Source organism: Rhodococcus sp. CX (assembly GCF_015865005.1).
Classification (GTDB): Bacteria; Actinomycetota; Actinomycetes; order Mycobacteriales; family Mycobacteriaceae; genus Rhodococcus.
The window spans coordinates 1-10009 of record NZ_JADZGH010000261.1 but is presented as its reverse complement, the minus strand read 5'-3'; the positions used below and the strand labels follow the sequence as shown (position 1 = coordinate 10009).

General features: G+C 66.7%; 16 protein-coding genes. 15 read left to right on the top strand and 1 reads right to left on the bottom strand.

Annotated elements, in window-relative coordinates; translation table 11 throughout:
* The 7 genes from I0Q12_RS34205 to map form a co-directional block, all read left to right on the top strand.
* Positions 1 to 245, top strand: a 245-nt coding sequence (locus tag I0Q12_RS34205) for a 50S ribosomal protein L18 (protein ID WP_231611646.1), incomplete at its 5' end; no start/stop codon positions are given.
* Positions 246 to 276: 31 nt separating this feature from the next.
* Positions 277 to 927, top strand: coding sequence for a 30S ribosomal protein S5 (gene rpsE / locus I0Q12_RS28720; protein WP_197257047.1), 651 nt, complete (start codon positions 277 to 279; stop codon positions 925 to 927).
* Positions 927 to 1106, top strand: a complete 180-nt coding sequence (gene rpmD, locus I0Q12_RS28715; RefSeq protein ID WP_006554593.1) for a 50S ribosomal protein L30 — start codon at positions 927 to 929, stop codon at positions 1104 to 1106. The genes rpsE and rpmD overlap by 1 nt, the downstream gene beginning before the upstream one ends.
* A 2-nt stretch (positions 1107 to 1108) precedes the next feature.
* Positions 1109 to 1552, top strand: coding sequence for a 50S ribosomal protein L15 (gene rplO, locus I0Q12_RS28710; RefSeq protein WP_068163632.1), 444 nt, complete (start codon positions 1109 to 1111; stop codon positions 1550 to 1552).
* A gap of 272 nt (positions 1553 to 1824) precedes the next feature.
* Positions 1825 to 3138: a preprotein translocase subunit SecY gene (secY, locus tag I0Q12_RS28705; RefSeq protein WP_197257045.1), complete on the top strand. Its 1314-nt coding sequence runs from the start codon at positions 1825 to 1827 to the stop codon at positions 3136 to 3138.
* A complete protein-coding gene (locus tag I0Q12_RS28700; RefSeq protein ID WP_197257043.1) occupies positions 3135 to 3680 on the top strand; it encodes an adenylate kinase in 546 nt (181 codons plus the stop codon). Before secY ends, I0Q12_RS28700 begins: the two co-directional genes overlap by 4 nt.
* Positions 3681 to 3703: 23 nt before the next feature.
* A complete protein-coding gene (gene map / locus I0Q12_RS28695; protein ID WP_197257041.1) occupies positions 3704 to 4501 on the top strand; it encodes a type I methionyl aminopeptidase in 798 nt (265 codons plus the stop codon).
* A gap of 87 nt (positions 4502 to 4588) precedes the next feature.
* On the opposite strand, the gene dtd is transcribed toward map, so the two are convergent.
* Positions 4589 to 5026, bottom strand: a complete 438-nt coding sequence (gene dtd, locus I0Q12_RS28690) for a D-aminoacyl-tRNA deacylase (RefSeq protein WP_197257039.1) — start codon at positions 5024 to 5026, stop codon at positions 4589 to 4591.
* Between the two features lie 172 nt (positions 5027 to 5198).
* On the opposite strand from dtd, the gene infA reads away from it, so the two are divergent.
* From infA to truA, 8 genes are all read left to right on the top strand, one after another.
* Positions 5199 to 5420, top strand: a complete 222-nt coding sequence (gene infA, locus I0Q12_RS28685; RefSeq protein WP_003418601.1) for a translation initiation factor IF-1 — start codon at positions 5199 to 5201, stop codon at positions 5418 to 5420.
* Between the two features lie 92 nt (positions 5421 to 5512).
* Positions 5513 to 5626 carry a 50S ribosomal protein L36 gene (gene rpmJ / locus I0Q12_RS28680; protein ID WP_003938068.1) on the top strand — a complete coding sequence of 38 codons (114 nt, stop codon included), beginning with the start codon at positions 5513 to 5515 and terminating at the stop codon, positions 5624 to 5626.
* Between the two features lie 227 nt (positions 5627 to 5853).
* Positions 5854 to 6222: a 30S ribosomal protein S13 gene (rpsM, locus tag I0Q12_RS28675; RefSeq protein ID WP_197257037.1), complete on the top strand. Its 369-nt coding sequence runs from the start codon at positions 5854 to 5856 to the stop codon at positions 6220 to 6222.
* Positions 6222 to 6635 carry a 30S ribosomal protein S11 gene (rpsK, locus tag I0Q12_RS28670; protein WP_006554585.1) on the top strand — a complete coding sequence of 138 codons (414 nt, stop codon included), beginning with the start codon at positions 6222 to 6224 and terminating at the stop codon, positions 6633 to 6635. Before rpsM ends, rpsK begins: the two co-directional genes overlap by 1 nt.
* Before the next feature lie 24 nt (positions 6636 to 6659).
* Positions 6660 to 7265, top strand: a complete 606-nt coding sequence (gene rpsD / locus I0Q12_RS28665) for a 30S ribosomal protein S4 (RefSeq protein WP_197257035.1) — start codon at positions 6660 to 6662, stop codon at positions 7263 to 7265.
* A 112-nt stretch (positions 7266 to 7377) separates the two neighbouring features.
* Complete coding sequence (locus I0Q12_RS28660) at positions 7378 to 8439, top strand: DNA-directed RNA polymerase subunit alpha (protein ID WP_197257027.1); 1062 nt, start codon at positions 7378 to 7380, stop codon at positions 8437 to 8439.
* A 30-nt stretch (positions 8440 to 8469) separates the two neighbouring features.
* The gene (rplQ, locus tag I0Q12_RS28655; protein WP_197257025.1) at positions 8470 to 9012 is read left to right on the top strand and encodes a 50S ribosomal protein L17; all 543 of its coding nucleotides are present in this window, start codon (positions 8470 to 8472) and stop codon (positions 9010 to 9012) included.
* Positions 9013 to 9017: 5 nt separating this feature from the next.
* Positions 9018 to 9917: a tRNA pseudouridine(38-40) synthase TruA gene (gene truA / locus I0Q12_RS28650; protein WP_231611645.1), complete on the top strand. Its 900-nt coding sequence runs from the start codon at positions 9018 to 9020 to the stop codon at positions 9915 to 9917.
* The last annotated feature ends 92 nt before the right edge of the window (positions 9918 to 10009 follow it).

Here is a 10009-nt window from a genome sequence, read left to right as displayed (position 1 = left end):
TGCACGCGCAGCTGGTCAACGACCTGACGGGTACGACCATCGCAGCTGCGTCGACGATCGAAGCCGATGTCCGCGCCCTCGAGGGCGACAAGAAGGCCCGTGGCGCCAAGGTCGGTCAGCTGATCGCCGAGCGCGCGAAGGCTGCGGGCGTGGAAGCTGTGGTCTTCGACCGCGGCGGCCACACCTACAGCGGCCGCATCGCGGCCCTCGCGGACGCGGCTCGCGAAGGCGGGTTGAAGTTCTGATGACCATTTTTTCGAACGGAAGGAACGCCTGATGCCGGGACGTCAGCGGCGTGACGGCGGCAACGGCCCCGCCGGACAGAGTGGCCCCAACACCGGGGACAACCGTGGTGGTCGCGACCGCCGCGATCGCGACTCGCGTGGCGGCGCCGCCGCCGAGAAGTCGAACTACATCGAGCGTGTCGTCTCGATCAACCGTGTGTCGAAGGTCGTCAAGGGCGGTCGTCGCTTCAGCTTCACCGCTCTGGTGATCGTGGGCGACGGCAACGGCCTGGTCGGCGTCGGCTACGGCAAGGCCAAGGAAGTTCCCGCGGCCATTCAGAAGGGTGTCGAGGAGGCTCGCAAGGGCTTCTTCCGCGTCCCGCTCATCGGCAAGACCATCACCCACCCGGTGCAGGGTGAGGCCGCTGCAGGTGTCGTCCTGCTGCGTCCCGCCAGCCCCGGTACCGGTGTGATCGCCGGTGGCGCGGTGCGTGCCGTGCTCGAGTGCGCAGGCATCCAGGACATCCTGTCGAAGTCGCTCGGCTCCGACAACGCCATCAACGTCGTGCACGCGACCGTGGCTGCCCTCAAGCAGCTGCAGCGTCCGGAGGAAGTCGCGGCTCGCCGCGGTCTGGCCCTCGAGGACGTGGCTCCGGCCGGCATGCTGCGTGCGCGTGCACAGGCTGCTGGGAGCGTGAACTAATGGCAGAGCTGAAGATCACCCAGATCAAGAGCACCATCGGCGCCAAGTCGAACCAGCGTGACAGCCTGCGCACCCTCGGCCTGCGGAAGATCCGCCAGTCCGTCGTGCGTGAGGACAACGCGCAGAACCGCGGCTTGATCAACGTGGTGCGTCACCTCGTCACGGTTGAGGAGGTCTGAGAATGACCATCAAGCTGCACCACCTGCGCCCCGCTCCGGGCGCGAAGACGGACAAGACCCGCGTCGGCCGCGGTGAAGGTTCGAAGGGCAAGACCGCAGGCCGCGGTACGAAGGGCACCAAGGCGCGTAAGAACGTCTCGGCGGCCTTCGAGGGTGGCCAGATGCCGCTGCACATGCGGCTTCCGAAGCTCAAGGGCTTCAAGAACGCCTTCCGCACCGAGTACCAGGTCGTCAACGTCGGCGACATCGCTCGTGTGTTCCCCGAGGGCGGCACCATCGGCGTCGACGAGCTCGTCGCCAAGGGCCTGGTTCGCAAGAACCAGCTCGTGAAGGTGCTCGGCGAGGGCGAGATCTCCGTGGCCGCTCAGGTGACCGCGGACAAGTTCTCCGGCTCCGCCAAGGAGAAGATCACCGCAGCCGGCGGCACCGCGACCGTTCAGGCCTGACCTGTTCGCTCGTGCCCGTGCACGGCTCTCGAACGGCCGCGCTGCAGCTACCGCTGCGGTGCGGCCGTTCGTCGTTTCGAGTTGCTGACGTACCCTTACGGGCACGTCCTTGCGTCCGCGTGGCCCTGTATCGGGCCACGCGCCCGGTGTTGTGCGAGGCCCCCTCGCGTGGTCGCCTCACCGGGCCGCACTGTTAGAGTTCAAGAGTTGTCCACCGTCCGACGGGTGGTACCCATGACCCGTCGTCCCCGCCCGGCCTGCCAGGAGGATCTTTGCTTTCCGCCTTCGTTTCGGCCCTCAGGACCCCGGACCTGAGGCGGAAGATCCTCATTGCGATCGGACTGGTCGCGTTGTACCGGCTCGGTGCGACGCTGCCGTCCCCGGGCGTCGACTACGGAAACGTCCGCGCCTGCATCGACCAGATCTCCGGAGGCGAACAGGCGGGCATCTACTCGCTGATCAACCTGTTCTCCGGCGGCGCGCTGCTGCAGCTGTCGGTGTTCGCGATCGGCATCATGCCGTACATCACGGCCAGCATCATCGTGCAGCTGCTCACCGTCGTGATTCCCCGGTTCGAGGAACTCCGCAAGGAGGGCCAGTCCGGTCAGGCGAAGATGACGCAGTACACCCGCTATCTGGCGATCGCATTGGCGGTGCTGCAGTCGACCGGCATCGTGGCGCTCGCCGCGCGAGGGCAGCTCCTGCAGGGATGTTCCGAACCGATCCTGGCCGACGACAGCATCTTCGGCATGGTCGTCATCGTGCTCGTGATGACGGCGGGCGCGGCGCTGGTCATGTGGTTCGGTGAGCTCATCACCGAGCGCGGTGTCGGCAACGGCATGTCGCTGCTGATCTTCTCCGGTATCGCCTCGCGCCTGCCGTCCGAGGGGAACATGATCCTCGAATCCCGCGGCGGCCTCGTCTTCGCGATCGTGTGCGTCGTCGCGCTGGCGATCATCACCGGCGTGGTGTTCGTCGAGCAGGGCCAGCGGCGGATCCCGGTGCAGTACGCCAAGCGCATGGTCGGGCGCCGCATGTACGGCGGCTCGTCGACCTACCTGCCGCTGAAGGTCAACCAGGCCGGCATCATCCCGGTGATCTTCGCGTCGTCCCTGCTGTACCTGCCGAACCTCATCGCGCAGCTCACCGGTGCGAGCACGGCGACCGATCCGAGCTGGTGGCAGCGGTTCATCAACGAGTACCTCGTCAATCCGAACAACCCCGTCTACATCGCGATCTACTTCGCGCTGATCGTGTTCTTCGTCTTCTTCTACGTCGCGATCACCTTCAATCCGGAGGAACGCGCCGACGAGATGAAGAAGTACGGCGGGTTCATCCCCGGCATCCGTCCCGGCCGACCCACCGCGGACTACCTCACGTACGTGCTCAATCGCATCACCGTGCCGGGCGCGCTGTACCTGGGTCTCATCGCCACGCTTCCGCACTTCTTCCTGTCCGGTGGCCAGACCGCGTCGAGCATCTTCGGCGGCGCAGCGGTGCTCATTCTCGTCAGTGTCGCGCTGGACACTGTCAAGCAGATCGAAAGTCAACTCATGCAGCGCAACTACGAAGGGTTCCTCAAGTGAGACTTGTACTCCTCGGTCCTCCCGGTGCCGGCAAGGGCACGCAGGCCGCAATCCTGTCGGAGAAGCTCGGCGTCCCTGCCATTTCGACCGGCGATCTCTTCCGCGCCAACATCGGCCAGGGCACCCCGCTCGGCGTCGAGGCCAAGAAGTACATCGACGCCGGCGAGCTCGTGCCCGCCGAGATCACCAACAACATGGTGCGCGCTCGCCTCGCCGAGCCCGACGCGGCGAACGGCTTCCTGCTCGACGGGTTCCCCCGCAGCGTGGAGCAGGCCCGCGAACTCGAGTCGATCCTCAAGGATCTCGACACCGCCCTCGACGGCGTGCTGTCCTTCGAGATCGACGAGGATATCGTCGTCGAGCGGATGCTCGCCCGCGGTCGCGCCGACGACAAGGAAGACGTGATCCGCAACCGCCTCCGGGTGTACCGCGAGGAGACCGCGCCGCTGCTCGACTACTACGCCGATTCGCTCGTCACGGTCGATGCGGTCGGTGAGGTCGAGGAGATCAACGCCCGCGCACTCGCTGCGCTCGGCAAGTAACAAGCAGGACCGAGGAGTTCGACATGGGTTTCGGGCGCAAGCGCAAGGTCGTCCCGTTCCGCACGTCCGGTGAACTGGACGCGATGGCGGCTGCGGGCGCGATCGTCGGGGCCGCGCTCGTCGCGGTGCGCGACGCCGCGAAGCCCGGTGTCAGCACCCTCGAGCTCGACCGGGTGGCGGAGGCGGTCATTCGCGATGCGGGGGCCGTCCCGTCGTTCCTGGGCTACCACGGGTTCACCGGTTCGATCTGCTCGTCGGTGAACGACCGCGTCGTCCACGGCATCCCGTCCGCCGACGACATCCTCGCCGAGGGCGACCTCGTGTCCATCGACTGCGGGGCGATTCTCGACGGATGGCACGGCGATTCGGCGTGGACGTTCGGCGTCGGTGAGCTGTCGCAGGCCGACGCCGATCTGAGCGAGGCGACGCGGCTGTCGATGGAGGCCGGCATCGCCGCGATGCTTCCCGGCAACCGGCTCACCGACGTCTCGCACGCGATCGAACTCGGCACCCACGCCGCGGAGAAGCTGCACGGCCGCAGCTACGGGATCGTCGACGGATACGGCGGTCACGGCATCGGCCGCGAAATGCACATGGACCCGTTCCTTCCGAACGAGGGCGCGCCCGGCAAGGGTCCGCGTCTGGTCGTCGGATCGGTGCTCGCGATCGAGCCGATGCTCACGCTCGGCACGTACGACACCGAAGTGCTCGAGGACAAGTGGACCGTCGTGACCACCGACGGCAGCCGGGCCGCGCACTGGGAGCACACCGTCGCGGTCACCGAGGACGGGCCGCGCATCCTCACGCTCCGCCCCGAGTAATCGCAGAGCCCTGCTTTTCCGACCGAATGTACCGTTCGATCGATTGAAGGAGACGAACGGTACATTCGCTCGGATGGGGGAGGCGGCTCACACCTCGAGCAGGAGGGTCACCGGGCCGTCGTTGACGAGGCTCACCTCCATGTGCGCGCCGAACACTCCGGTGGCGACCTCGGCTCCGAGAGCGCGCAGGGCCGCGACGAACTCGTCGACGAGAGGTTCGGCGACCGGACGCGGTGCCGCCGCCGACCACGACGGGCGCCGGCTCTTCCGGGTGTCGGCCATCAGCGTGAACTGGCTGACGACCAGCAGCGGAGCACCCAGATCGGACGCGGATCTCTCGTCCTCGAGGATCCGCATCGTCCACACCTTCCGGGCCAGGGTCGCGGCCTTCGCGGCGTCGTCGTCGTGCGTGACGCCGACGAGAACGAGCAGTCCGTGTCCGCCTTCGGCGGGGGAGATGCGCGCGACCTCGGTGCCGTCCACCGACACCGCCGCCGTCGTGACCCGTTGAACCAGTGCCCGCACCCGCGGTCCTCCTCATGTCGGCTTATTTGGCCAGGTGGGAAACTTCCCGTACGATTGATCGGTGGTGCGCTCTGCGCTCCGGTGATCGGCTTGCCCGTGAACCGGGACTCGCCGAGCGTCACGGTATCGGATGCCGATGCAACCACACACCGAACGACGGATCGCGGAGGATATGGCTAAGAAAGACGGGGCAATCGAGGTCGAAGGCCGTGTTGTCGAACCGTTGCCCAATGCGATGTTCCGCATTGAGCTCGAGAACGGTCACAAGGTCTTGGCTCACATCAGTGGCAAGATGCGCCAGCACTACATTCGCATCCTGCCCGAGGACCGGGTTGTCGTGGAGCTCTCCCCCTACGACCTGTCGCGCGGACGCATCGTCTACCGCTACAAGTAAGAGCTTCCCCGGCTACACGGTCGGGGAGAACCATGTCTTCGACACGGTCTTTTGCCGTGTCCGGGGGCGTACATACAGGAGATCGGACGCACGTGAAGGTTCAGCCTAGCGTCAAGAAGATCTGCGAGAAGTGCAAGGTGATCCGCCGCAACGGCCGGGTCATGGTGATCTGCGAGAACCTGCGTCACAAGCAGCGTCAGGGCTAGATCGACTCTTCTTCGCGAAGATCGGCTTGGCAACAAGCAGCTCGGCAACGAGCACGAAGACCTTCCAGCACCAGTCGCACGGTTACGATTCCCGATTCGTCGGGAAGCTGTGCGATCAACCCCCGGTTCGGAGGCCGGGGCCCCACTGTGTTTGTCGACACACAGTTTCTTCGACGCAGGGGACGGGCTGGGAGCAGACCTCCGCACACCGAAAAGGAATGCCACTCATGGCACGTCTCGCAGGTGTCGATCTTCCCCGCGAAAAGCGGATGGAGATCGCACTGACCTACATCTACGGCATCGGCCGTACCCGCTCCAAGGAGATCCTGGCGGCAACCGGCGTGAGCCCGGACCTGCGCAGCAAGGACCTCTCGGACGAGGACCTGGCGAAGCTCCGCGAGTACATCGAGGAGTCCTACAAGGTCGAGGGTGACCTCCGCCGCGAGGTCCAGGCGGACATCCGCCGCAAGATCGAGATCGGCTGCTACCAGGGCCTGCGACACCGTCGTGGTCTGCCCGTGCGTGGACAGCGCACCAAGACCAACGCCCGCACCCGTAAGGGTCCGAAGCGCACCGTCGCAGGAAAGAAGAAGTAATGCCTCCCAAGTCACGCAGCACCGGTCCGAAGAAGACCCAGAAGGCACGGCGCAGGGACAAGAAGAACGTTCCGCACGGCGCTGCTCACATCAAGAGCACCTTCAACAACACGATCGTGTCCATCACGGACCCGCAGGGCAACGTGATCTCCTGGGCGTCCTCCGGCCACGTCGGCTTCAAGGGCTCGCGCAAGTCGACCCCGTTCGCCGCGCAGCTCGCCGCCGAGAACGCCGCCCGCAAGGCGCAGGAGCACGGTGTCAAGAAGGTCGACGTCTTCGTGAAGGGCCCGGGCTCGGGCCGCGAGACGGCGATCCGTTCCCTCCAGGCCGCGGGCCTCGAGGTCGGCACCATCTCCGACGTCACCCCCCAGCCGCACAACGGCTGCCGTCCGCCCAAGCGGCGTCGGGTCTAACGGGAAAGGAATAGGTACTAGAAAATGGCACGTTATACCGGTCCCGTTACCCGCAAGTCGCGTCGTCTCCGCGTCGACCTCGTCGGAGGCGACCAGGCGTTCGAGCGTCGCCCCTACCCGCCGGGCCAGCACGGCCGCGCGCGGATCAAGGAGAGCGAATACCTGCTCCAGCTGCAGGAGAAGCAGAAGGCCCGCTTCTCCTACGGCATCATGGAGAAGCAGTTCCGCCGCTACTACGAGGAAGCCGCCTCCCGTCCCGGTAAGACCGGTGAGGTTCTGCTGACCATCCTCGAGTCGCGTCTGGACAACGTCGTCTACCGTGCCGGCCTCGCCCGCACGCGTCGTCAGGCACGTCAGCTCGTCACGCACGGCCACTTCCTGGTGAACGGCAAGAAGGTCGACATCCCGAGCTACCGCGTCTCCCAGTACGACATCATCGATGTCCGCGAGAAGTCGCTGAGCACGCTGCCGTTCCAGGTCGCCCGCGAGACCCTGGGCGAGCGCCCGGTTCCGGGTTGGCTGCAGGTCGTCGGTTCGCGTCTGCGGGTGCTGGTCCACCAGCTCCCCGAGCGCGCGCAGATCGACATCCCGCTGCAGGAACAGCTGATCGTCGAGTACTACTCGAAGTAAGGCGCACATGCGCTGCGGTGTTCTTCCGACCCGGATTCTTCGGGGTCACGGCCGGGAGAACACCGCATCCCACGAGGGCGTCATATAGCGGACGCCCACAAGGAGGCAACTCATGCTCATTTCGCAGCGACCCACGCTGACCGAAGAAGTCATCGCCGACAACCGCTCGAAGTTCGTCATCGAGCCGCTCGAGCCTGGCTTCGGGTACACCCTCGGCAACTCGCTTCGTCGCACCCTGCTGTCCTCGATCCCGGGCGCGGCCGTCACCAGCATCCGCATCGACGGCGTGCTCCACGAGTTCACCACCGTCCCCGGTGTGAAGGAGGATGTCACCGACATCATCCTGAACCTCAAGGGCCTCGTGGTGTCCTCGGACGAGGACGAGCCGGTCACCATGTACGTCCGCAAGCAGGGCCCCGGCACCGTGACCGCGGCTGACATCGTGCCCCCGGCCGGTGTCACCGTCCACAACCCGGACCTGCACATCGCCACCCTGAACGACAAGGGCAAGCTGGAGATCGAGCTCGTCGTCGAGCGCGGTCGCGGCTACGTCCCGGCCGTGCAGAACAAGGCGTCCGGCGCCGAGATCGGCCGTATCCCGGTCGACTCGATCTACTCGCCGGTGCTCAAGGTGACGTACAAGGTGGAGGCGACCCGCGTCGAGCAGCGCACCGACTTCGATCGGCTGATTCTCGACGTGGAGACCAAGAACTCGATCACCGCGCGGGACGCGCTCGCTTCGGCGGGCAAGACCCTGGTGGAGCTCTTCGGTCTGGCTCGTGAGCTGAACGTCGAAGCAGAAGGCATCGAGATCGGTCCCTCGCCCGCCGAGGCCGACCACATCGCCTCCTTCGGACTTCCCATCGAGGATCTGGACCTGACGGTCCGGTCCTACAACTGCCTCAAGCGCGAAGGTGTCCACACCGTCGGCGAGCTCGTGGCACGCACGGAGTCCGACCTGCTCGACATCCGCAACTTCGGTCAGAAGTCCATCGACGAGGTCAAGGTCAAGCTGCACTCGCTCGGCCTGTCGCTCAAGGACAGCCCCGCATCGTTCGACCCGAGCACCGTGGCCGGCTACGACGCCGCCACCGGTACCTGGAGCGACACCGATGCCGGTTCCTTCGGCGACACCGACGGCAACGAGGACTACGCCGAGACCGAGCAGCTGTAGCAGCTCACGGTCCGTTACTAGGAGAAAATCATGCCCAAGCCCAAGAAGGGCGCCCGCTTCGGCGGGTCGGCCTCGCACCAGAAGGCGATCATGGCCAACCTGGCCACCGCCCTCTTCGAGCACGGCCGCATCACCACCACCGAGGCCAAGGCCAAGGCTCTGCGTCCCTACGCGGAGAAGCTCGTCACGCACGCGAAGACCGGCACGCTGGCCTCGCGTCGTGAGGTGCTGAAGGTCATCCGCAACAAGGACGTCGTGCACGCCCTGTTCGCGGAGATCGGTCCGTTCTACGAGGACCGCAACGGCGGCTACACCCGCATCATCAAGACCGTCCCCCGCAAGGGCGACAACGCTCCGATGGCGATCATCGAGCTCGTCAAGGAGAAGACGGTCACCTCCGAGGCCGATCGCGCTCGCCGCGTCGCCGCCTCGCAGGCTGCCGAGGAGAACGTCGTCGAGGCTGTCGAAGCCGACGCGACCGACGCCGAGGTCGAGAACGCGGACGCCGTCGTCGAGGGTATCGAGGACAGCACCGCGACGGCCGCCGACGCCGACGAGGCCAAGAAGGACTAGTCCACTTGGTTTCGGCATCCGCTGATGCGAACGAACCCGTCGTCCCCTCGGGGGACGGCGGGTTCTCCGCATCCGAGCCCGGGGACATCACCCGGCTGCGACTCGACATCGCCTACGACGGCACCGACTTCTCCGGCTGGGCCCGGCAGCCCGGCCTGCGCACCGTGTGCGGAGAGATCGAGGAGAAACTCTCCGCGATCGTGCGCACCCCCGTCCTGCTGACGGTTGCCGGGCGCACCGACGCCGGCGTGCACGCCTCCGGGCAGGTCGCCCACGTCGACGTGCCCACCTCCGCCCTGCCCGACGACCCGTCCCGTTGGGTGCGGCGCCTCGCCCGCTTCCTGCCCAAGGACGTGCGGGTCACCGCGATCTCGATCGCCCCCGAACACTTCGACGCCCGGTTCTCGGCGATCCGGCGGCACTACGAGTACCGCGTCACCACCGCCGTGTACGGGGCGGAGCCGCTGCGCGCCCGCGACACCGTCGCGTGGCCGAAGGCCGTCGACCTCGATGCGATGCAGCGGGCGTCGGCGTCGCTGCTCGGCCTGCACGACTTCGCGGCGTTCTGCAAGCGCCGCGAGGGCGCGACCACCGTCCGCGAACTCCAGCGCTACGAGTGGACCCGGGACGGTGACATCCTCACCGCGCACGTGAGCGCCGACGCGTTCTGTTGGTCGATGGTGCGCAGCCTCGTCGGCGCGGCCCTCGCGGTGGGTGAAGGCCGGCGGACCGTGGAGTGGATGACCGGTCTGCTCGACGAACGCGAACGCGCGGCGTCGGTCGCGGTCGCGCCGGCGCACGGCCTGTCGCTCGTCGGGGTGGACTATCCCGCCGACGAGGACCTCGCCGCCCGGAACGCGGCGACCCGCGAGGTGCGCGGCCCGATCGCTCCGGGGTGCTGCTAGGGGGCTTCGCCCCCGGTGTGTCGTTGTGGCGGTTGGGGCCGCCACAAAGGCACACGGCCTACCGAATGGTTGGATACAGCCATGGACGGGAC

What these genes read in the sequence shown, in the direction of transcription:
- rpsE (WP_197257047.1), top strand. Translation starts at nt 277, where the DNA reads ATGCCGGGACGTCAGCGGCGTGACGGCGGCAACGGCCCCGCCGGACAG.
- rpmD (WP_006554593.1), top strand. Translation starts at nt 927, where the DNA reads ATGGCAGAGCTGAAGATCACCCAGATCAAGAGCACCATCGGCGCCAAG.
- rplO (WP_068163632.1), top strand. Translation starts at nt 1,109, where the DNA reads ATGACCATCAAGCTGCACCACCTGCGCCCCGCTCCGGGCGCGAAGACG.
- map (WP_197257041.1), top strand. Translation starts at nt 3,704, where the DNA reads ATGGGTTTCGGGCGCAAGCGCAAGGTCGTCCCGTTCCGCACGTCCGGT.
- infA (WP_003418601.1), top strand. Translation starts at nt 5,199, where the DNA reads ATGGCTAAGAAAGACGGGGCAATCGAGGTCGAAGGCCGTGTTGTCGAA.
- rpsM (WP_197257037.1), top strand. Translation starts at nt 5,854, where the DNA reads ATGGCACGTCTCGCAGGTGTCGATCTTCCCCGCGAAAAGCGGATGGAG.
- rpsK (WP_006554585.1), top strand. Translation starts at nt 6,222, where the DNA reads ATGCCTCCCAAGTCACGCAGCACCGGTCCGAAGAAGACCCAGAAGGCA.
- rpsD (WP_197257035.1), top strand. Translation starts at nt 6,660, where the DNA reads ATGGCACGTTATACCGGTCCCGTTACCCGCAAGTCGCGTCGTCTCCGC.
- I0Q12_RS28660 (WP_197257027.1), top strand. Translation starts at nt 7,378, where the DNA reads ATGCTCATTTCGCAGCGACCCACGCTGACCGAAGAAGTCATCGCCGAC.
- rplQ (WP_197257025.1), top strand. Translation starts at nt 8,470, where the DNA reads ATGCCCAAGCCCAAGAAGGGCGCCCGCTTCGGCGGGTCGGCCTCGCAC.